Origin of the sequence: Enhygromyxa salina (assembly GCF_002994635.1) — a bacterium.
Taxonomy (GTDB): domain Bacteria; phylum Myxococcota_A; class Polyangia; order Nannocystales; family Nannocystaceae; genus Plesiocystis; species Plesiocystis salina_B.
In genome coordinates this window covers 39,781-61,788 of the sequence record NZ_PVNL01000059.1, presented here as the reverse complement: position 1 = coordinate 61,788, position 22,008 = coordinate 39,781, and the positions used below count along the sequence as shown (strand labels likewise).

Sequence of the window (22,008 nt, the reverse complement as noted above, 5' to 3'; positions counted from 1 at the left end):
CTCGACAACCGGCGCGGGCTCGACCGCGACCGGCTCCGGCGCGGGCTCGACCGCGACCGGCTCCGGCGGAGGCTCGACCGCGACCGGCTCCGGCGGAGGCTCGACCGCGACCGGCTCCGGCGGAGGCTCGACCGCGACCGGCTCCGGCGGAGGCTCGACCGCGACCGGCTCAGCCGCCGGCGCAACCAAAGCCCCACCACCGAGCGCCGCATCGACGGCCGCCTGCTCCTCGGGCGACGCGGGCGGCAAGTTGATCGCCAACCGCTTGATCCCGTCGGTCAGCGACCGCATACCCGGGGCGCTGTCTTCAAACTTGTCGCGGACCACGGCCGCAAACGCGGGCACCGACTCCTGCAAGATCGCGATGGCGACCCGATCCTTCGGCGTGACTGCGATATCGCCGACCGCGTTCTCGAACCGGTCCATGAACCATCCGTACGCGTTGCCACGCCCACGCAAGCGCTTGCGCGGCGGAAACCCGGTGTCCCAGTACTGCTCGACCAGCCCCTGCATCAACGCCACGCCACACGCGAGCCCGTTCAACCCCTCGGTCTCGAACCAGGCCCAGGCTACATACGCGGCCATCAAGAAGTCCTTGCTGGTCGTCGTCAGCAGCTCGCCGCCAACCTTGGCGACCAGCGGCCACTCGGGCATCCCGGTGGTCGGTGACTCGATCTTCGCGACTTCACGGCGCAGCTCTTCGTGGCGCGCGTCGTAGTTGGCGTTCTCGCCCCCGGGGTTGTCGCCGGGGATCGGCGCGAGGAGGGCGGCGGCACGTTGCTCGACGGTCTGCTTGTCCATGGATCTGTCTTCAGCTCGGGCGAAGCTGCTTTCAGCTCGGCCGAGGCTGTTTTCAGCTCGGGCGAGGCTACTTTCAGCTCGGGCGAGGCTTCTCGCCCGCTTGCATGCGCCGTTCGTGGACTGGTCCACCTCGGGCAGCGGACGTTAGGACATTAACTTAGACGAGGTTGACTGCGCAAAAGGCCCCCCACGCAAGGTTGCGCAGGGAGCCTGGTTGCCCATGGAGGTCAGTCCAGAGCTAGTCCTTGTCGAGCTTGCCGACCAGCGAGAGCTCGAACGATGCGCCCATGTACTTGAAGTGCGGGCGGATCTTCATCGAGCACTTGTACCAGCCGGGTTGTCCCTCGACGTCCTCGACCGAGATCGAGGCCTTGCGGAGCGGACGACGGGAGCGAACGCCCGGCGCGGGGTTGTCCATGTCGGCGACGTACTGGCTGATCCAGACGTTGAGCTCGCGCTCGAGATCGCCGCGCTCTTTCCACGAGCCGATCTGCTCGCGCTGCAGCACCTTCATGTAGTGCGACAGCCGGGTGACGATGAACATGTAGGGCAGCTGGGTGCCGAGCCGGTAGTTGGTCTCGGCGGCTTTGCCCTCGGGGGTGTTCGGGAACACCTTGGCCTTCTGGACCGAGTTGGCCGAGAAGAACGCGGCGTTGTTGCTGCCCTTGCGCATGGTCAGTCCGATCAGGCCCTCTTCGGCCATCTCGAACTCGCGGCGCTCGGTCAGCTGACACTCGATCGGCAGCTTGGTCTGGATCTCGCCCAGCGCCTTGTACTGGTGCAGCGGCAGATCCTCGACGGCGCCGCCCGAGGTCGGACCGATGATGTTGGGACACCAGCGGTACTTGGCGAAGCTGTCGGCGACGCGGGTTGCGAGCGCGCAGGAGCTGTAGCCCCACAGGTAGTTCTCGTGCTGGTCGATGACGTCCTCCTTGAAGTTGAAGGACTTGACCGGCACGTCGTCCGGGCCGTAGGGCATGCGGAGCATCATTCGCGGGGCGACGAGGCCGACGTAGCGGGCGTCTTCGCTCTCGCGGAACGCGTGCCAGCGGGCGTACTGCGGACCCTCGAACAGGCTCTGCAGATCCTTGAGCCGCGGCAGATCTTCGTAGGACTCGACGCCAAACAGCTTGGGCGACGCGTTGCCCAGGAACGGCGCGTGGGCCATGGTCGCGACTGCAGCGCACTGCTGGAGCAGCTCGATGTCCTGCGGGCCGCCAGCGAACTCGTACAGCGAGCACATCAGCCCGTAGGGCCGACCGCCGAAGGTGCCGTACTCGGCCGAGTAGACCGTGCGATAGAGGCCCGACTTGGTGACCTCCGGGGCGTCCTCGAAGTCCTCGAGGAGCTCGTCTTTTTGGACCGAGAGCACGTTGATGCGCACGTTCTCGCGGAAGTTGACGTTGTCAACGGTGTACTTGAGGCTGCGCCAGGCCGACTCGATCGCCTGGAACGACGAGTTGTGCAGGATCTGGTTGAGCTGCTGGCTCATGCGAGCGTCGAGCTCGGCGATCATCGCGTCGACGGCCGCCTTGTCGATCTTCTTCGACTCGCGACCCTTCAGCATCTCGCTGATGAATGCCTGCACGCCCTGCTTGGTGACGTCGTAGGCCTCGTCGCCGGGGGCGAGGTTGGTCTCGGAGAGGATGGTCTCGAGCAGGGAGCCCTCGGCTGCTGCCGCTCCCCCAGATTCGTTCTCAGTTTCGGTGCTCATGGGAACTCTTCAGTGTGTCGGGTGGAGAATCAGTGAGGGGTGGGGCTCAGTCTTTGGCGCCGAGCTCGGCCAGCAACGCGTCGCGGGAATCCGAGTCTTCGAGCAGGCTCTGGATCTTCTTGCGGAACGCCGGAACGTTGCCCAACGGGCCCTTGAGGGCGTTGAGGGCGTTGCGAAGGTCGAGCAGGCTCTTGAGCTCCGGGACTTGTTCGACCACGCCCTCGGGCGTGAAGTCCTTCATGTTCTTGAACTTCAACGAGACGCCCATCTCCGCGCCAGCTTCCCCCGAGAGGGTGTCGGGCACGTTGATGTCGACGCCGATGTTGTACTCGGACAGCACGTCGTTGAAGTTGTCCTTATCGATGTTGATTGGCTTGCGCTCCTCGACTGGGGTGTCGTCTGCCTTGCCTGTAAAGTCACCGAGCATGAGGATACGGAGCGGCAGCTCGACATCCTCGGTTGCATCGCCGGCCGGCTTGTAGACGATGTTGACGCGTTCTTTGGGGGCGACGGATGCTTCTTTTGCCATCTCGGCGCGGAGCGTATCACCTTTGCACTGCGATTCGCGAGGATGATCGTCGTTGATCGAAAGGTCGGGGTGGTCACGTCCAGACAGCTGCGTTGCTCGCGAACGTCGGCCTGCGCCGGTTTACGCGGCGGGGCACAGCGGATAGTGCGCGATCTCTCAACCGCGCCGCCAGACCCCGGGACGGCTCCGCGGGTGTGACCACCGATCTTATTTGGAACGGCAGTTCGCGGGCCGGCTCGCGGGCGCTTGCGCGTGCCAGCGCGCCGGCGGGAGCGACGTCGGATCCGTCGGCTATGGTCGAGACATGTCCACGGGGCTCACCGTCGCCCACGCCCGCTCGTCCGACCCTCCGCAGATCGCCCACGAGCTCAGCGAGCAACTCGGACCCACGACACCAGGGTTGGTGCTGTTCTTCGTCAGCAGCAAGCTCGCGTTCGCGGACGTGGCTGCGGCGGTCGCCCAGGCGTTCCCCGACAGCCTCACGATCGGCTGCACCACCTGCGGCGAGATCGGCCCCGACGGCTTCAGCGTTGGACAGGTGTCCGCGCTCGCGCTCACGGGTCCGATGCAGGCCCGCGCGGTGCTGCTCGAGCAGCTCGCTGAGCTGAAGTACGAGCGCTGCGTCCAGGCCGTCGACGAGCTGCGAGCGGGGATCGGGGCCGAGCGGGTGCGCGAGCGCCCCGAGGACTTCGTGTTCCTCAGCCTCACCGACGGGCTCTCGGGCGCCGAAGAGCTGTTGCTGGCGGCGCTGGCCAGCGCCGCGCCCAAGGTCCCCCTGGTCGGCGGGAGCGCGGGCGATGATTTCCAGTTCCAGGCGACCCAGGTGGCCCTCGGCCCGCGCGTCTCGACCGGCAGCGCCGTGCTGCTGCTGCTCGAGCCGCAGCGCCCGTTCGTGCCGTTCCACCTCCACCACTACACGCGCGTTGCGGCGCCGATCGTGGTGACCGAGGCCGACCCGGCCCGGCGACTCGTGTCGCGACTCGACGGCTACCCGGCGGTCCCATTCCTCGCCAAGCTCGCGGGCCTCGACGAGCAACGTCTGCGTGACGACCCGCTCGAGACCCTCGCGGCCCGGCAGATCGTGTTCGGCTTCGAGGTCGGACCCGCGACGTTCATGCGCTCGGTGATGACCGTCCAAGCGGAGAGCCTGCTGATGGGCGGCTCGCTCGAGGAGGGCACGCTGATCTATCCCATGGCGGCCGGTGACATCGTCGCCGCCACACGAGACGGACTCGGGCGCGCGCTCGCTGGCATCGCCGAGCCGCAGGGATTGCTGCTGTTCAACTGCGCCGGCCGGATGTTGGAAGCTGGGGCGCGAGGGCTCGTAGCGCAGCTTGGGGCCGCGATGCTGCCGATTCCGGGCGCTGGCTTCACCACTTACGGTGAGCAATTTGGCGCGGTACAGATCAACCATACGCTGACAGGCTTGGTGCTCGGACAAGCGACATGACTGAAGGTCCCGATGAGCAGATCCGTGCCTTGCAGGAGCAGCTCCGTGCAGCGCAGGAGGTGATCGAGGCGCTCTCGGCCCGCATGGCCCGGGACGCTCAGCATCGCGACCCCGACGCGCTCCCGCTCCACAAGGCGATCGCCTCGCTCGAGAACACCGTCGAGCTGCGGACCCGCGAGCTCGCCCGGTCCGAGGCCCACTACCGCGCGCTGTTCGATCACGGGCCCAACCTCGCGTTCATCATCGACGACCTCGGGATCATCACCAGCGCCAACGCGATCGCAGCCCGACTCCTGGACGGCGAGCTGCTCGGGATGCCGCTGATCGAGCTGTTCGAGGGGTCGGCCCGCGACGTGGTCGAAGATCTGCTGACCGCGGACGCGGGCGAGGCAGATGAGATCGAGATGGTCGGTGGTCGCGTCGTCGACATCACCGTCGCGCCGGTGCCGGGGTTCGGCCACACGCAGGTGATCGTTCGGGATGTCAGCGCGCGTGTCGAGCTTGGCCGCCAGCTTCAGCACGCCCGCCGCCTGGCGGCGATCGGAGACCTCGCGGCTGGGGTCGCCCACGAGATCAACAACCCGCTCGCGGTCTTGCAGCTCGGCCTCACCGATCTCTCGCAGCGGGTCCCGGACGCCGCTCGGGCGGCGATCGACGAGCTGCTCGGCCACACCCGACGGATCGCCCGCATCGTCACCAACCTGCGTGCCTTCGCCGCGCCCGAGACCCCCGAGCGGACCCGCGTCGAGGTGCTCGGCGTCGTCGAGGCCGCGCGGCAGCTCGCGGGTGTCAGCGGCGAGCCGCTCGAGCTGACGTGCACGGTCGAGTCGCCCACGCTCAGCGTGATCGCCGACCGTGCCCAGCTCGAACTCGTCATGGTCAACTTGTTGGGCAACTCGGCGCGGGCGATCGCCGGCGGCGGAACCATCGAGGTCAGGGCCCGGGCCGTCGACCAGCGCGTGCTCATTCAGATCCTCGACGAGGGGCCCCCGATCCCCGATGACGTGCTCGAGCAGATGTTCACGCCGTTTGTCAGCGGCGGTGGTGAGCGGGTGGGCACCGGGCTCGGCCTGGCGATCAGCTGGGGGCTGATGCAGGACAACGAAGGCTGCGTGCGGGCGTTCAATCGGGCCGAGGGCGGCGTGTGCTTCGAGCTCGAGCTCCCGCTCGCGCCGGCTCTCGAGCCCCCGGCGCCAGCCCACCCACCGGACGAGCCGCCCAAGCTGCGGATCCTGTGTGTCGAGGACGAGCCCAGCTTGCTGCGGAGTCTGGTCCGGCTGCTCGGGCTGTCCGGTCACGTGGCGGTTGGGGTCGAGACCGCCGAGCTGGGGCTCGAGCTGCTCGCGAGCGAGCCCTTCGACCTGGTGATCAGCGACGTCCGGCTGCCCGGGATGAGCGGCGACGAGCTGCGGCGGCTGGTGCTCGAGCGCTACCCGGCGCTGCGCAAGCGCGTGCTGTTGATGAGCGGGTACTTTCCCGAGCGCGAGGACGCGTCGCCGTTCTTGCAAAAGCCGTTCAGCTTGCGACAGCTGACCGCGGCGATCGAGGCGATCCTCGCGGACTGAAGAGTGAGCGAGACGCTCGCGTGAGGTCGACCGTGGGGCTGGAGCCGGTCGGAGACTCGGGCCGAAAACTCGGGTGTGAACCGATCTCGGCCGCCCGAGACTACCCCCGCGAACCCCCTCTGAGAGCTTATCCATGCAAGATCGACGCACTTTGGCCTCCCCCTCTGTCTCCAAGCCCCGCCTCGCGGCCGCCGCGCTCAGCGCGCTGGGTCTGCTGACCCTCCCCGGGCTCGGCTGTGCCAGCGACGGCGGCGACTTCGACAGCTTCGGCGGTGAGACCGGCGGCTCCTCGCTGGGATCCGGGGTCGGCCAAGGCGGCGCGCAAGACTTTGGTCTGTTCCGCGAGATCCTGCTCGAAGGTGGGATCCCCGGGCCGGAGACGATCGACGACATGGGCTTCTTCGCCGAGCACCAGATCGAGATGCCTGCGCCCAACTGCGGCGAGAACGTGTGCATTCACGGGATGCTTGGCGTGATGGGCAACATGATCTCGGGCTCGAACTGCACGGTCGTGCTGGTCGGCATGAACACCCCGATCGACGCCGACTCGGTCGAGCGCCCGCCGCTGAACCTGGCGATCGCCGTGGACCTGTCGGGCTCGATGGCCGGTGAGCCGCTGCATCGGGTCCGCGAGGGCCTGCTGCGCATGCGCAACAGCCTGCAGCCCGAGGATCGCGTGAGCCTGATCGGGTTTGGCGACGACGCCGAGCTGATCGTCGAGCACGTCGCTGGCGACTCCGTCGAGCTCGCCACGGCGATCGCCGGGCTCGAGACCAAGGGCTCGACCAACGTCTACGCCGGCCTGCGCTCGGCGTTCGAGACCGTCGAGGCTCACGCGCAAGACGGCTACCAAAACCGCGTGGTGCTGGTCTCGGACGGGATGGCGACCGTCGGCATCACCAGCTCCGACAAGATCGAGGGGCTCGCGTCCTCGTGGGGCGACCTCGGGTTTGGGCTGACTACGATCGGTCTGGGCTCCGACTTTGACGTCGACTTGATGCGCACGCTCGCCGAGGTCGGGAGCGGCTCATTCTATTACATCGAGGACTACGCCGCGGTCGAAGAGGTGTTCGAAGAAGAGGTCCAGGCGTTCGTGATCCCGCTCGCCGAGGACGTGACGATCGACGCGACCGTGTTCGAGGGCTACGACCTGCGCAGGATCTACGGGACCAAGCAGGCCGACGTGTGGGGCAACCACGGTCACATGGACATTCCGATCCTGCAGATCGCTCACCGCATGAGCGACGACGACAACGAGAACGGTCGCCGCGGCGGTGGCGGAGCGATGATCCTCGAGCTCACGCCGACCGGTGACGACCCCGGCGAGGTCGGCCGCATCGAGTTCGAGTACCAGGTGCCCGGCAGCGACGAGATCGTCGAGCAAGTCGTCGAGATCACCTCACCGCTGGGCCCGTGGGAGACGCCCGCCGACGGGTGGTTCACCAACGACAGCGTCGAGAAGGGCTTCGTGATGTTGAATCTGTACGTCGCGTTCGAGATGGCGGCGACCCGCGCCTCGGTCGGGGATGATGCGGGCGCCCTGTCGATCCTGCGCCCGCTGGCGCTGAGCGTAGAGGCATGGCTGGCGGCGACGCCCGACGCCGACATCGAGGATGATCTGTTCTACGTGTACCGGTTCATCGAGAACATTGAAGCGCGCGGGAGCGTGACCAACTCACCCAACCCGGTCCCCCCGGAGCCGTGGCCGGCCGACTAGACCATATGATTGACCGGCCCACAGACGTTCCCCGCGGTGAGCGACAGCGGGATCGGGTCGAACCAGGAGGCCGAGGCCTGGCTGATCGAGCACCTCTGAGCGGGCTGGTCTCCGCCCGACCAGGCTCGCCCGCGCCGTGGTAGCGTGGCGTCTTGGTGTGAGCATGGCCGATCCGACCCACGATCCTCCCGCCACACGGCGCGTGCTCCCGGCTCGCGCGCTGCTCAGCCCCGCGTGGCTGCTCGCGCTCGCCGTGCTGATCACCAACGACCACTGGCTCAAGGGCGCGGACGTGATCCCCGCGTGGCTCACTGGCAAGCTCAGCGACTTCGCGGGGATGTTGGTCGCGCCCGTGCTGCTCGCCGCGCTGCTGCGGGTGCGGACTCGCGGGGCGCTCGCGGCCTGCCACGTCGCGGTGGGCCTGGTGTTCGCGGCGATCCAGCTGTCGCCTGCGTGCGCGGGCCTGTGGTCCGGGTTGATGGGTCTCGTCGGGTTCCCGTGGGTGATCACCTGCGATCCCACCGACCTGCTCGCGCTGCCCTTGCTCGGGCTCTCGTGGCAGCTGCTGGTCCCGCACATGGACCCCGAGCGCTCGCCGCTGCGACCGTTGCAGCGCAGCGCCGTCGCGGGCTTGTGCGCGCTGGGGCTGTGGTCGTCGGTCGCGACCACCGAGGGCGACGGCTGGGACGACGAAGGGGACGGCGGCTGGGACGGCAACTTCGAGAACGTCTACGGGCACGTCTATCTCAACAACACCAACGACACCCAGCTCGCGCTCCACATTCGCTACCGCCGCGGCGGCGTCACCCTCGACTGCGACGCGGTCGCGCAGGATCCCGGGCGGCTGCTGACGGCGGCCGCGTTTGGCGAGGCCGAGCACTGGCTGTTGCCGGCCCGCGCCAACGTTGGCGTCGAGCTCGACGGCCCGGGCTGCGACGCGGCCTGGATCGCGGGTGAGAGCATCGACCCGGTGATCTTGTTCATCGACCACGGCGCCAACAAGTACATCCCACGCTGGTATCCAGGCCAGATCGGGACTCAGGACGAGCTCCACACCGAGGGCCTCGGCGTCCAATTCGAGCCGGGCGAGCGCGCCCAGTGGATCGGCGGCGACGACATCCGGTTCACGCCGCGCACCGACGCGCCCGAGCAGCCTGCCAGCTGCGAGGCCCCGGCGACCGAGAGCCGGATCGAGTGGTCCGTCGAGGTGCCCGAGCTGCCGGCCGAGCTGCTGTCGGTCGAGGCCGGACTCGACGGCTGCTTCGAGCTCGAGCTGCGAGAGGTCGACCTCGTCGACCAGGAGCTCACGCCCGCTGGTGATCCCTACTTTTGGTACGTGTGCGCGCCCCCTCAGGCCATGCCCTTCGTGGTTGGAGACTTCATCTCGGCCGAGGCCAAGACGGGCGCCCAGGGTACCCGCGAGCTGACCCTGGTCCTGCTCGACGCCGGCGATTTGCAGCCGGCGAGGGACGTGAACGGCGTGTGGCTCCTCGATGTTCGGCTGCTGCGTGGCGGCAATGATCCCGCGTTCGTGGGGCCCGCCGTGGGCCGCGAGCTCGAGGCCCTGCCCGCGCCCAGCTGTCCCTGGCAGCTGCACGCCGGCTGCGCGACTGCAGAGCGCCACGTGCAGCTGCGGGTGGTCGGGGCCCAAAATCCCGTGCAGCCCGGGGTGCCCGTGAGCTTCTCCGACCCGGCGGGCCCTGGCGCCCGCGTGCACACCATGATCGTCAGCTACACCCGCGAGCGCGCCGTGGTCGACAGCGGCTGCGCGGATGGGGCCACGACGTTGAGTCACGACATCGACGTCGCCGTGATCGATGAGCCGCTGCTGTAGGCCGCTCGACATCGGGGCGGGCTTCACACAAACTCGCCGAGTGCGCGCGCTCGAGATTTTGCTGGTCAGCTGCCTGGCGACGGCGTGCAGCTTTGACTCGGTCGGCCATGGCGACGGCGAGCCCGGCGACGAGAGCGACGCTGCGACGACGACCGAATCATCCGGCGACGGTGATCCCGGCGATGGTGATCCCGGCGACGGCGACGGTGAGCCCGGCGACGGCGACGGTGATCCCGGCGACGGCGACGGGGACGGCGACGGTGAGCCCGGCGACGGCGACGGCGACGGCGACGGCGAAACGGGCGACGGCGACGGCGAAACGGGCGACGGCGACGGCGACGGCGACGGCGACGTGTGCGAGGGCGTCCCCAACTGCGAGATCGTCGACGCACTCCCGATCCAGGGTGGCGTCCTCAATCCCAGCCCCGGCGGGCCCGACGTGAGCCCGTGGAGCGACGTCGGCGGGACCCCGCTCATGGGCACCGCGGGCGGCGACACCCTCAACGGCACCGCGATGAACGACAGCATTGAAGGTCTGGCCGGCATCGACTCGATTTTCGGGTTCGGCGGCGACGACGAGATCTTCGCTGGCGACGACGACGACACGGTCCAGGCGGGCGACGGCAATGATCGCGTGCTCGGCCAGACCGGCGACGACGACCTGTTTGGGCAAAACCACGCCGACTACCTCGACGGCGGAACCGGCGACGACACCCTGACCGGCGGCGCCGACGATGACGTGCTCTACGGCAGCGTCGGCAACGACACGCTGGTCGGCAACACGGGCGCAGACTGGCTGTTCGGCGACGACGACGACGACACCCTCTACGGCGGAGCGGATCCCGATCGTCTGTTTGGCGGGAGCGGGATGGATCACCTGTACGGCGAGGCCGGCGACGATCTAATCGTCGGCGGCGAGGGCAACGACACCCTGTCTGGCGGGCCCGACTCGGACACCTACGTGTGGCGAGCGGGCGACGGCAACGACACGATCTCGAGCGACATCAGCGGCGACGACGTGATCTGGATCGGCAGCTACGGAGCCGCCGACGTGGTCCAGGCGCGGGTTGGGCAGGATCTGTGGATTGTGTGGCCCAACACTCGGCTGACGGTGACGGCGTATTTCTCGGGCCAGAACCTGGTCGAGCAGATCCAGACCGAGCTGCCGTAGTCGACACGCCGACGCGCTCAGTTGCAGACCGAGCCGACGTCCCCGCAGCAGTCGCCATAGTTGGCGCACTGCGCATCGCACCAGCAGCCGCTCGCGGCCTGGCCACCGCAGCTGCCCGAGCAGCTCTGGGCCGGCTTGCACTCCGCGAGCACGTCGGCGCAGCAGTCACCGTAGTTGCTGCACTGGTCGTCACACCAACAGCCGCCGGCCGCCTGGCCACCGCAGGCGCCGTCGCAGCTGTTCACGACGGGGTTGGGCTCCGGCTCCGGCTCTGGCTCTGGCTCCGGCTCTGGCTCTGGATCGCCAGCGTCGATCGGCGCCCCGCAGGTCGCCGAGGCGCCCGACAGCGGCCCCGCGTTGCAGCTAGGCCAGCTCCCACCCGCGGTCGCGGCGTCCTCTGGGAACCCCGTGCAGCCCGGACCGGGCGACCAGTTGCCCTGGGCGTCGTGGCACGGCGTCAGGTCCAGACCCGAGTCCTGCTCGAACCACGGCATCCCGCGGTGCATCAGCGAGTAGTACCCACCGGTCCCACAGGCCCCGCCGTACGACGTGATGCCAAACACCCGCCAGCTGCCGTCGGGGAGCTCGATGAACACCGGGCCGCCCGAGTCTCCCTGACACGAGTCTTTACCGTCGCCGCCGACGAACGCCTCGTTGTTGCTCGTGATCTTGTTGAGCTGGGTGTAGACCTCACGCTTGATCCCGTAAGGCCCGTTGTCGGCGTTGCCAAACCCGACCACGGCGACGGGCGCCCCGGGCTGGAGGATGTCGGTCTCGCAGCCCATCAAGGGCGGCACGATCGGGAAATTCGTGACTGGCGTGACGAGCTTGCAATACGCAAAATCGACGCCCTTCCCGACGCCCGTGTAGCCCGGGTAGATCTTGCAGTAATCGGTGCCAACATAGAAACCGTCGTTGTTGCCCGAGAGGTCATTGCCGAACCGAATCGAGCTGTAATTGGACCCGCAGTGGGCCGCATAGGCCACAATTTCGGGGTGGATCAGCGTGCCCGTGCACGAGCCGCCCAATGACACGGTCGTGGGCCAGCCACACGACACCACCGGGCCGCCGCCGTAGATCCGCTCCTCGTGCTCGGTCTCGCTCGGCTCGTCGTCGGCCTGGCCGGCGATCCCATCACCGCGTGTGGGCCGGCCGTCGTCCTCGAGATCGCAGCCCGGCACCGCCACCGCCAAGAGGGCCGTCAGCGACACTACGTTGCCGAATGTGTAGGTGCGCGTACCCAAATGTGCGTGTTTTCCGTTCACGCCCACCAGCATAGGGTACTCCGGCACGAATAGGTGGTTGAAGTGCACACCAGAGCAAATAAGTGCTCGCTATCTGAAAATGGGTTGTTGTGCCCACGCCCGATTTCGGGGACAGGTGTCATTCTTGCGATCTAGCTCGCAGTATACACAATCGTGCTCATAATCGCGCATGAAATCAGCTCAGTGTTCATGACTGGTATTTCAGTCGACGATCTCGGGCGGGGCATCACCCCACACGAGAGCGGTCCCGCGCGCGTGCGCGACGACCTACTACGCGTGGCGCCGCGCGATCCGGGAGCACGGCCTGCATCCCAGCGACTAGCCGTCAATTTGAGCCTGCAGCTGATCACGCAGCCCGAGTAGATCCGCGCGCAGCCAGTCCACCGCGGTCTGCCACTGCGCGTAGTCCAGGTCCGGGTCCTCCTGGACCGCCGCGTCGATCTGGTTGGCGTAGAAGTCCACGCGGCTGTCCAGCTCGTCCTGCGTATACAGCGTGTTCAGCAGCTCTTGGGCAGCCGCCGTCCACTCGTCGTGCCGCTGCGTGACGATGCGCCGAATGAAGTCGTCACACATCGCCGGGTAGCGCGACACCCCGCCAAAGGTGGGAATCCCAGCGCAGCTCTGGGGCACCTCGTTCCATGCTGGAGCGCCGTAATTCGTGACGATCGGATTCGGGTAATCAAAGGTGTGGTCGAGGTCCCACGGGATCAACCACACCCGGTCCGCGAGGCCCTCTTCGTACCAATAATAGTTGTGATTCCCCGCCGGCAGCCCGTACAGGCCAACGATGCCGTCCCAGTTCTCGATCGCCCGATCAACCGCGATGTAGCGCATCAACGCGTCGGCGTCCATCCACTGCTCGATCACGCCGTTGAAGCCCGCGTCGCCGCCTGCCGCCAGCGCCGACGCGAACGTGACCATCTTCGCCGCGCTCGGGTCTTGGTCTTCGTTGGTCTTCAGCGCGCCGAGGTACGGACCCTCCCACTGGTGAATCGGCCAGATCTCTTTATAGACGTTGCCGTCGCCGTCACTGGGGAAGCGATCGTCCGTGAAGCGGCCGTCGATCTGCTCGACGACGATGAACAGCCCCACCAGCTCGCCGTTGATCAGCAAGCGCGCGTGCACGGCTCGCGGCGCGATCACGCCATTGTCGAGAAACAGGTTGTAGCCAAGCCGATCGTGCAGCTTTGAGGTGTCGCCCCCACCCGCGCCCGACATCGCGTGGAAGTTCAGGCGCTTGAGACCGTAGAACAGCGGCCCCTCGCTGTACTCGGTGAACTTGAGCTTCATCGAGATCTTGGGGCAGACCTGATTGCCCTGGCCGTCAAAACACCAGTACAGGCTGCCGTAGCCGCCCTTGTAGCGCACGCCGATCGGACCCCAGGTCTGGCCCTCGAAGTGGAGCTGGGCGGGGACGTAGATCTCGGCGGTTGGGTCCTCGTTGAGTAGCGCCCAGTTGGGCGGTGAGATCTCGAGTTCGTACGTGCGCAGCTCGTTCTGGTCGAATACGTAGGTGGCGTCTGAATCGCCGTCGCCGTCGCCCGGGTCTCCGTCGCCGTCGCCCGGGTCTCCGTCGCCACCGGTGTCGGTCTCCCCGTGCGTGCCAGGTGCTGCCGGGCCGCAGCCGAGCGCGACCACCAGACCCACGATGAGGTATTGCGTGCGCACGAACCACGCTACCACACTCGCCCGAACGCGACCGCGATTCGCACCGCCACGTCACGCGGCAGTCCATCTGGGCTCACTCGCGCGTTCGCTCGGCCTCGCAATTCATGCGTCCTCGAACAGCGCCGAGACATCGGTCACCTCGCGGGCCCGATCCGCCCAGCGCTCGAGAACCGCGATGTCCTCGCATGCGCGAAGGCGTGCTTCGCTGTCCGCCTCACAGGCGACGCCGCGGACGTCGAGCAACGCGAAAATCAACTCGACGAGGGTCACGCGTCGACCTTCCTGCCGACCTTCCTGCCGACCTTCCTGCCGACCGGTCTCCAAGCCGTGCCTACAGCCGCGCAAGTAGGTCCCGCTGTTTTTCTCAATCTGCCAGATCTCGTGCTTCTCTTCCATGTTCAGCTCCTGTTCTATCGCTGCCCGCTCTCGCTCTGACAACGCAGCTAGTATCGTACCAATATACGAATGCCTTCGCTTCTCGGGAAGGCCCATGCACGCGCGCACTCCATTTTGCGCGGCCTCGCTGTCACCCGCGTGTCCGTGCAGGGCCCCAACCAGCACACCTGCGGTTGGCCACCGCATCATCTCCTCGAGACTGAGGCGCGGCACGGTGTCCACGTCGAGCAGCAGGCCGTCGATCCGAGGTGGTGGACCCACTTTCCAGTCACGAATCGCCGCCGACATGCGGCGGCAGTACGAGACGAACACCATCCAGGTCTGAAGCTCGTAGCTGTCGGCCAGGACGGCTTGATAGTACGGGAACCGCCATCGCTTGATGCGCTGGTACGCCCCCTGCGCCTCGACACCAATGACGATGCCGCGCTTGGGGACCTCGACCTCGTGAACCAGCACGAGGTCGGGGTAGCGCACGATGACCTTGTCGGGATCCTCGGGATCTTCGCGCTCGACTTCGCCCTGCCGGGGAGTTGGTGTCCCAGCTACGGGCCGCTCGACACCGAGAAGATCGAACGCGAGCCAAGGGTCGTGGCGGAACAGCTCGATGGTTCCTTGATGAAGCTTACCCAGCACATCTACGATGTCGGCCCCCGCAGATGTGCTTTGCAGCTGCTGCGTTAATTTTTTGCCGCGATGTTCGCGCCGCTTGGAGTGCGAGACCGTCGCACCGGCCAGACGCGCCCTACGGCCCGGTCCACTCGATCGCCGCGCTCTTGCAGACCGGCTCGCACCCGGCCCCATTCGGCCGGTGCTCGGTGTACACAAACGCCGCGCTGGCATCGACGATCGTCTGGTCAGCGTGGGTATGAACCACGTGAACCTTCGCGGGCTGCCCGTGGAACGACAGCTGCCACTGAAACTGACCCGGGATGGGGTCCTCCGTGTAGCCGACCGCCCCGTCCATCGTCATCTCGCGACCCTGCATCGCCGGACCGAAGCGGAGCTCGACCCCGTCGGAGCACTTGCCATACGCGGCCTCGGTCTCGCTGGTGAACTCGACCGTGCAGGTCTTCGCCTCGCCGTCGACCTCGATCGCAAACGCGTGCGAGCCGAGCGCGCCTCCGGCCGCCGTCAGCTGGGTCGTGATCTCGGCCAGGTCGGCGCAGCCCATCGACGTGCACATCCGCGGCTCGCCCTTGTCCGTGTCCGAGCTCCCCGCGTCGGGTCCGCTCGAGGTGTGCTGACAGCCGAGTCCGGTCAACGAGCCAAACAACGCAAGCGTGAGCGCGGACCGAGAGCGAGCGGACGAGTGGGGCATCGGGACATGATAGCCCAAGCGCATCCCGTCAGCTCTAGCGCGTCGCGTCGCCGGTCTCGATCGGCTCGAGTCGCCCGGTCGCGTACAGCAGCTTGATGTTGGCCCGCCGCAGGTCGATCTTCGCGTTGATGTTGCGCAGCGTCGCGTCGACCCGCTCGTACTCGGCGTCGAGGATGTCCGTCGTGGTCGCGTCGCCAACTTGATAGAGATCCACGGCGACTTGGTAGCCCTCGGCCGCGGACTCGGTCGCGCGCTCGACGTACTCGAGCTCCGCCATCACGCTGATCCGCTCGGCGTGGGCGGCCGCGACCTCGAGCGCGAGCCCGCGGCGGAGGGCCTCGCGCTGAGCGTCGAGCCCACGCTTGTTGGCGTCGAGCTCCTTGATCTTCATCTTGCTGTTGATCGCGTCGTTCATCACGAACGTCAGCGAGACCCCAGCCGTCCACGAGCCGTTGAACACGGCCTCGAGCGGGAAGAAGCGCTGGTTGGGGTTGGCGTAGGTGGCCTCGGCGAACCCATCCAAGCGCGGGTAGTAGCCGGCCCGCGTGGTCTTGATGCCGTACTCGAGCGCCTCGGTCGACGACTCGAACGCGCGCATTTCATAGCGCTGGTCCTCGGCCTCCTGAATCATGCGCTGCAGATCCGCGGCGTCCGCCAGCGGCGGCTCGGGGGTCAGCAGCTGCTCGCCGATCTGGTAGCGCTCGAATTCCGACTCGCCCATCTGCAGCGCCAGCGCCTGCTCGGCGAGCAGCCGAAAGTTCTCGGCGCGGATCGTCGCGGCGGTCAAGGTTGCGACCGCGGCGTCGAGCCGCATGACGTCGGCCTTGCTGGCGACCCCGGCCTCGAACGCCGCCTCGGCGTCGAGCAGCCGGGCCTGCGTGCGGGTCAGCGACTCCTGCAGCGCGACGGTGCTGGCGATCGTCCGCACCCAGTCGTAGTAGGCCAAGCGCGCGTCCTTTTGCGTGGTCAGGCGCTCGGCGGTGCTCGCAAGCTCGGCGGCTCGAATCTGGGCCTTGCCGGCCTTCTTGGCGGTCGGCAGCCGGGCGATGTAGTCGGAGATCGGCACGCCGATCTGGGCCTGCAAGGTGAACGCGTTGAGCGGGGGCGTGGGCAGATCGAACTCGAACGGAACCGCACCGACCGGCTGCCCCATCTGATCGACGACGCAGTTGAGCGGCGCGAGGTCACCACACGGCCCAAACCCGAGCAGGCCCTCGTTCTGGGCGCCAACGATGAAGCCACCCGCGCCCGTGTCGAAGTTGAGCCGCGCCTGCGAGAGCCGGGTGTACGTGGCGCTGGCCTCGACGTGGGGGATGAACTGATAGAGCGTCTGATCCAGGCGGGCCTCGGCGGCGGCGACCTCGGCCTGCTTGGCGGCCAGGCCAGGCGAGCGCTCGACGCTGCGCCTGGCGACCTCATCGGCGGTCAGCCCACCCGCGACCGGCTGCAGCGCGGCGACGATCGGATCATCAAACTCGGCCACCGGGGCGGCGGCCGGGCCCTCGACCGCGCTGGGCCCATCGAGGGTGTCGGCGGGCGGACCCGCAGGTGGTGCGACCGGCGGGTCGACCTTGGGCGGCGGGGCGGCGGCGAGCGGCGGCGCAGCCCAAGCCAGGCTTGGCGCGCCCGCGCCAGCGAGTGACGCGAGCAGGATCAACAGGCCACACGAACGGTTCATCACGGGCTCCATGAAAATCAACGATCACTCGAGCGAGCGCGGTCGCCTCACTCGGACGGCGCGTCGCTCGACGCGGGCGCGTCGGCCTGCTCTGGTTGCCCAGGTTCTCCGCTGCCGAACAAGCCCCAGACCCCAGACAGCCGGGCGACCATGCGCTCCGAGATGAGATACACCGAAGGGATCACGACCAGCGTCAGCAAGGTCGAGGTGATCATTCCGCCGATCACACACACGGCCATTGGCGCCCGGGTCTCGCCGCCCTCGGACAGCGCGAGCGCGATCGGCAGCATCCCAAACACGGTCGCCGCCGCGGTCATGAAGATCGGCCGCAGCCGCACGCGCCCGGCCTTGCTCAGCGCGTCCTCGAGGCTCGCGCCTTGCTTGCGCTCCTCGTTGGCGAAGTCCACGAGCAAGATCGCGGCCTTGGTGACCAGCCCCATCAGCATGATCACGCCGATGAAGCTGAAGATGTTGAGCGTCATGCCCGACACCCAGATCCCACCGAACGCCCCGATCACCGACAGCGGCAGCGAGACCATGATCACCAGCGGCTGCGTGAGGCTGTCGAACTGGGCGGCGAGGATCATGTAGACGAGGATCGCGGCGAGCCCGAGCACGGCGAGCATCGCCGCGAACGACTCTTCCATCATCTCGGCGTTGCCGATCCACCCGGTGTCGAGCTCGGGCGGGACCACCTCCGCGGCCTTCTGCTCGACGATCTCCATGGCCTCGGCGAGCGGCAGCCCGTCGAGGTCGGCGAGCACGACGATCTGCCGCTGGCGAGCCTGGCGCTCGATCTCGCTGGGTCCGGTGCTCTCGACGATGTGGACGACGTTGGCGAGATCGACCAGCTGCCCGGTCGTCGAGCGGATCGTGATGCCGTCGAGGCTGCGCAGCGCGTCGCGGTGGCGCCTGGGTAGCTGCACGACGATGTCATAGACGTCGCCGCCATCCTTGAGCGTGCCGATTGGATCCGCGGCCATCAGGCTGCGCAGGCTCGCGGCGATCTGGGCGACGGGGACCCCGAGGTCGGCGGCGCGCTCACGGTCGATCTCGATCGCCAGCTCGGGCTTGCCGCCTGTGTAGGTGGTGTCGACGTCGACGAAGCCCTCGATCCCGCCGATGTGCTCGGCGAGCTCGTCGGCGGCCCGGACCATCTTGTCCATGTCGCTGCCGCGGATCGTGAACTGGATCTGCTGCTGGCGGAAGCCCTCGCCGCCGAACGGGTCGATCATCTCGACGCCGACCTCGATGTCTTGCTCGGTGAGATCGGCGAGCCGCTCGCGGACCCAGGCCATGCCCTCGGCCTGCGACCAGCTGCGTGCCCGCGCGCCCTCGAGCGCGACGTTGATCCGCGCCTGGCTGACCTGGGCCGAGCCCGCGCCGATCGTGGTGAAGGTGTCGCGGACCCCCGGCAGGTGCTCGCGGACGTCGTGGGCGACGGCCTCGGCGATCTCGCTGGTGGCCTCGAGCGAGGTCCCGGTCGGCATCTCGATCGAGATCGCAAACTCGCCGCGATCCTCGGCCGGTATGAACTCGCCCGGGACCTGGCTGACGACCACGACCGAGAGCGCGAGCGTGCCGAGGGCCGCGCCGACCGTAACCCACGGCCATCGCAGCGCCTTGCGGACCAGCCACACGTAGGCGTTCTCGAACCCCTCGAACGCGCGATCAAACGCCCGCGCGAGCACGAACTTGCGGTGCGCGACCCCGCTCGCGCTGTGGCTCTGCTTCATGAACCGCGCCGACATCATGGGCGTGAGCGTGAAGCTGACGAGCATCGAGATCAGCACCGCGACGCTCACGGTGATCCCAAACTCGTAGAAGAACCGCCCGATGATCCCGGACATGTACGCGACCGGCACGAACACGGCGACGATCGACAGCGTGGTCGCGATGACCGCGAACGCGATCTCGTTGGTGGCCTCGCGCGCGGCCTGCATGCGCGGCTTGCCGAGCTCCTCGTTGTGCCGATAGATGTTCTCGATCACCACGATCGCGTCGTCGACCAAGATCCCAATCGACAGCGACATCGCCAACATCGTGATGTTGTTGAGCGTGAAGCCCAGGAAGTCCATGACAGCGAAGGTCCCGATCACCGAGGTCGGGATCGCCAGCGCCGAGATCAAGGTCGCGCGCCAGTCGTGCAGGAACACGAAGATGATCAACACGGTGAGCCCGGCGCCGACCAGCAGATCGACCTGCACGTCCTCGATCGCCTTGCGGATGAACGTGGAGTTATCGTTGGGGATCGCGTAGGTGACCCCGAGCTTCTCCAGCTGCGGGCCGAGCTCGATCATCTCTTCGCGGAGCCGATCGGCGATCTCGACGGTGTTGGCCCCGGACTTCTTGCGCACGACCAGGGCCATGCCCGACTGGCCGTTCAAGAAGCTGGCCGAGCGCGCCTCCTCCATGTCGTCGACGACCTCGGCGACGTCGCCGATCCGAACCGCCGCCCCGCCGACACCGGTGATCACGATGTCGGTGATCTCGGCGACGGAGTGGACCTCCCCGCGGGTCGTGACCGTGAACTCGCGAGTGCCCTGGGTGACGTGTCCGGCCGGCAGGTCGAGGCTCTGGGAGCGCAGCGCCTGGGCGACGTCGTCGACGGCGAGCCCGTAGCCGACGAGATCCGCGGGGTCGACCTCGATCCGGATCTGTCGCTCGCGGCCACCAATGATGTCGATGCTGCCGACCCCGGGGATCTGCTGCAGCTGCTGCTTGACCACCTTGTCGGCGATCCGGGTGAGCTCGGAGGTCGGCAGGTTCGAGGCCAGCGCGACCGAGGCGATCGGCGCCGAGCCCGTGTCGAAGCGCTGGATGACCGGCGGATCGATGCCCGGCGGCAGGTCGCGCTCGATCGCCGAGATCTTGTCCTTGACCTCCTGCAGCGCCTGTTCTGACTGGACCTCGAGCTCGAACTCGACGACGACGACGGTCACGCCCTCGAGGTTGCGCGAGGTCATGCGCTTGATCCCGGCGACGCCCTGGATCGCCTCTTCGATCGGCTCGGCGATCTTGCTCTCCATCGTCATCGGGTCGGCGCCCGGGTAGACGACGGTGGCGGTCACGACCGGGAAGTCGATCGCCGGATACAGATCCACGCCGAGCCGCGGGTACGCGAACAGCCCGAACACGACCAGGGCCATGATCAACATGGCCGCGAACACGGGGCGCTTGACCGATACGTCGACGAGCTTCATGGCGTGGTCCCTCTGCTTATCCGGCCCGGTTTTCTTGCGCGGCGATCATCGCCGTCGGGCTCTTGGCGTCCTGCTCGGGCGCCTGTTCAGCCGGCGCGGGGCTCGGCTTGGGCGCCTGGATCTCGACCTCGACCGACATCCCCGACTTGATGCGCAGATCCGGGTTGGCGACGTCGATGATCAGCTCGATCGTCCGCGAGCGTGGATCGACGGTGTCGCCGATCCGGGTGAGCGGGACCTCGAGGCGCTGGTCGAGGGCCGGGAAGTACACGCCGAGCGGGCTGCCGATGTCGATCTCGCGCAGCTTGAGCTCGGGCACGCGGACCCGCACCTCGACGGTGGAGATGTCGTCGATGACCAGCACGATCGTCGGCGGCATCATTGTCGCGACCTCGCCGACGTTCTTGTACTTCGCGGTCACGACCCCCGAGATCGGGCTCTCGACGCTGAGGTCGCTGGTCCGTGAGCGCGCCAGCGCGGTCCCGGCCTTGGCCTGCTTGACGCCGGCCTTGGCGGCCTCGACCCCCGCTTGCGCGCGCTCGAGGTTGGCGCTGCCGACCGTGCCGCGCTCGGCCAGCTTGCGGGTCCGCTCGGCCTCGCGCTCGGCCTCGGCGAGCTGCAGCTCCGCCGACGCGACCACCGACTGGGCCTGCGACACGGCCAGCTGGACCGAGGAGCCCTCGATCCGAAACAGCCGCTGGCCGGCCTCAACGGTGTCACCCTCTTCGACGGCGATGCTGGAGATCACGCCGGTCATGCCCGGCGCGAGCTCGACGTGGTGCTTGGCGCGGACCGTGCCGACCCAGCGGTGGGTCGAGCTCGCGTCGGCGTTGGCGGCTGCCGCCGCGTCGACCGGAGCCGTGATCTCGGCCCGTGGCGGCGCGGTCTCGCCGGTCGCAGCAGGCAGCGCCTCCCCTTCTTGTTGCTGATCGCAGCCGCTCAGCAAGACCAACCCAAGCGCCAGCGGTGCCAGCAATCCAATCTTTTTCATGTGCGTCATCGCGGTGTCGCCCCGTTCAAGAAGAGTTCCATAATCGTGTCCGTCCTCGTGCGCAATCCGGGCTGGCAGCCGCCGACGATCCACTCGGTGATCGCCCCGTGGATGAGCCCGCCAAACACCCACGCGAGGGTCTCGGCAGAGAAGTCAGGGCGCATGCGCTCGCCCGCCTCGGCGATCGAGCCTGCGAGCAGCCCCAGGAGCTGCTGACGAAACTCCTCGTCGCCAGCGTCGTTGGCCCGCTTGAGGTCCATCGGATTGGCGCCCAGCTGCATGTACATCGTGAACAGCATGCCGTGCTCCTCGAGGAACTCGAACATCACCTTCACGACCTCGCGCATGCGCGCCAGCGGATCTTCGACGCTGGCTTTTTCGGCCAGCGCTGCGGCCAGGCACGCGCGGCCGTCGTCCAGGATCGACTCGAAGATCTCTTCTTTGCTCGAGAAGTAGTTGTAGAGCGTGCCCGTGGCGACCCCGGCCTCGGTCGCAATGTCGGCGATCTTGGTCTCGTGAAACCCGGTCCGCCCGAAGATCCGCATCGCCGCCTCGACGATCGCTTCGCGGTAGACAGCGCGGCTCTCCTCTCGCACGGATCGGCGGCTGCGCTTGGATGGTTGTGCACTGGCCATGAGCGTTTGCGCGCGCGTGTGACACAAGCCACAAACAGCGTTTCGCGGCTCGGTTCATGATATGAATCCGAGT

16 protein-coding genes are annotated in these 22,008 nt (G+C 67.6%); 5 read left to right on the top strand and 11 right to left on the bottom strand.

What is annotated here, in order from left to right:
- The 3 genes from ENSA7_RS16435 to tssB all read right to left on the bottom strand — a co-directional run.
- Positions 1–801, bottom strand: an 801-nt coding sequence (locus ENSA7_RS16435) for a type VI secretion system ImpA family N-terminal domain-containing protein (protein ID WP_181233803.1), incomplete at its 3' end; no start/stop codon positions are given.
- A 238-nt stretch (positions 802–1,039) separates the two neighbouring features.
- Entirely contained in the window at positions 1,040–2,515 is a 1,476-nt protein-coding gene (gene tssC, locus ENSA7_RS16430) for a type VI secretion system contractile sheath large subunit (RefSeq protein ID WP_106090240.1), read from the bottom strand.
- A gap of 46 nt (positions 2,516–2,561) precedes the next feature.
- Positions 2,562–3,044, bottom strand: coding sequence for a type VI secretion system contractile sheath small subunit (tssB, locus tag ENSA7_RS16425; protein WP_052559154.1), 483 nt, complete (start codon positions 3,042–3,044; stop codon positions 2,562–2,564).
- A 304-nt stretch (positions 3,045–3,348) separates the two neighbouring features.
- On the opposite strand from tssB, the gene ENSA7_RS16420 reads away from it, so the two are divergent.
- From ENSA7_RS16420 to ENSA7_RS42280, 5 genes are all read left to right on the top strand, one after another.
- Positions 3,349–4,494, top strand: coding sequence for an FIST signal transduction protein (locus ENSA7_RS16420; RefSeq protein ID WP_106090239.1), 1,146 nt, complete (start codon positions 3,349–3,351; stop codon positions 4,492–4,494).
- Positions 4,491–6,059 carry a hybrid sensor histidine kinase/response regulator gene (locus tag ENSA7_RS16415; RefSeq protein WP_106090238.1) on the top strand — a complete coding sequence of 523 codons (1,569 nt, stop codon included), beginning with the start codon at positions 4,491–4,493 and terminating at the stop codon, positions 6,057–6,059. The genes ENSA7_RS16420 and ENSA7_RS16415 overlap by 4 nt, the downstream gene beginning before the upstream one ends.
- A 133-nt stretch (positions 6,060–6,192) precedes the next feature.
- Positions 6,193–7,776 carry a vWA domain-containing protein gene (locus ENSA7_RS16410; protein ID WP_106090237.1) on the top strand — a complete coding sequence of 528 codons (1,584 nt, stop codon included), beginning with the start codon at positions 6,193–6,195 and terminating at the stop codon, positions 7,774–7,776.
- Positions 7,777–7,939: 163 nt separating this feature from the next.
- Positions 7,940–9,610: a hypothetical protein gene (locus ENSA7_RS16405; protein ID WP_106090236.1), complete on the top strand. Its 1,671-nt coding sequence runs from the start codon at positions 7,940–7,942 to the stop codon at positions 9,608–9,610.
- A 40-nt stretch (positions 9,611–9,650) separates the two neighbouring features.
- Complete coding sequence (locus tag ENSA7_RS42280; protein ID WP_146157764.1) at positions 9,651–10,781, top strand: calcium-binding protein; 1,131 nt, start codon at positions 9,651–9,653, stop codon at positions 10,779–10,781.
- 17 nt (positions 10,782–10,798) lie between these two features.
- On the opposite strand, the gene ENSA7_RS16395 is transcribed toward ENSA7_RS42280, so the two are convergent.
- From ENSA7_RS16395 to ENSA7_RS16355, 8 genes are all read right to left on the bottom strand, one after another.
- The gene (locus ENSA7_RS16395) at positions 10,799–12,046 is read right to left on the bottom strand and encodes a trypsin-like serine protease (protein ID WP_181233802.1); all 1,248 of its coding nucleotides are present in this window, start codon (positions 12,044–12,046) and stop codon (positions 10,799–10,801) included.
- A gap of 318 nt (positions 12,047–12,364) precedes the next feature.
- Positions 12,365–13,714 carry a CotH kinase family protein gene (locus ENSA7_RS16390; RefSeq protein WP_106090234.1) on the bottom strand — a complete coding sequence of 450 codons (1,350 nt, stop codon included), beginning with the start codon at positions 13,712–13,714 and terminating at the stop codon, positions 12,365–12,367.
- A gap of 102 nt (positions 13,715–13,816) precedes the next feature.
- A complete protein-coding gene (locus ENSA7_RS16385) occupies positions 13,817–14,911 on the bottom strand; it encodes a hypothetical protein (protein WP_146157762.1) in 1,095 nt (364 codons plus the stop codon).
- A complete protein-coding gene (locus tag ENSA7_RS16375) occupies positions 14,853–15,428 on the bottom strand; it encodes a hypothetical protein (protein ID WP_146157761.1) in 576 nt (191 codons plus the stop codon). The genes ENSA7_RS16385 and ENSA7_RS16375 overlap by 59 nt, the downstream gene beginning before the upstream one ends.
- A 34-nt stretch (positions 15,429–15,462) precedes the next feature.
- Positions 15,463–17,106, bottom strand: a complete 1,644-nt coding sequence (locus ENSA7_RS16370; RefSeq protein ID WP_181233801.1) for a TolC family protein — start codon at positions 17,104–17,106, stop codon at positions 15,463–15,465.
- 47 nt (positions 17,107–17,153) lie between these two features.
- Positions 17,154–20,309 carry an efflux RND transporter permease subunit gene (locus tag ENSA7_RS16365; protein ID WP_106090229.1) on the bottom strand — a complete coding sequence of 1,052 codons (3,156 nt, stop codon included), beginning with the start codon at positions 20,307–20,309 and terminating at the stop codon, positions 17,154–17,156.
- A 16-nt stretch (positions 20,310–20,325) separates the two neighbouring features.
- The gene (locus ENSA7_RS16360) at positions 20,326–21,300 is read right to left on the bottom strand and encodes an efflux RND transporter periplasmic adaptor subunit (RefSeq protein WP_181233800.1); all 975 of its coding nucleotides are present in this window, start codon (positions 21,298–21,300) and stop codon (positions 20,326–20,328) included.
- Positions 21,301–21,305: 5 nt separating this feature from the next.
- Entirely contained in the window at positions 21,306–21,896 is a 591-nt protein-coding gene (locus ENSA7_RS16355) for a TetR/AcrR family transcriptional regulator (protein WP_181233799.1), read from the bottom strand.
- Positions 21,897–22,008 lie beyond the last annotated feature (112 nt).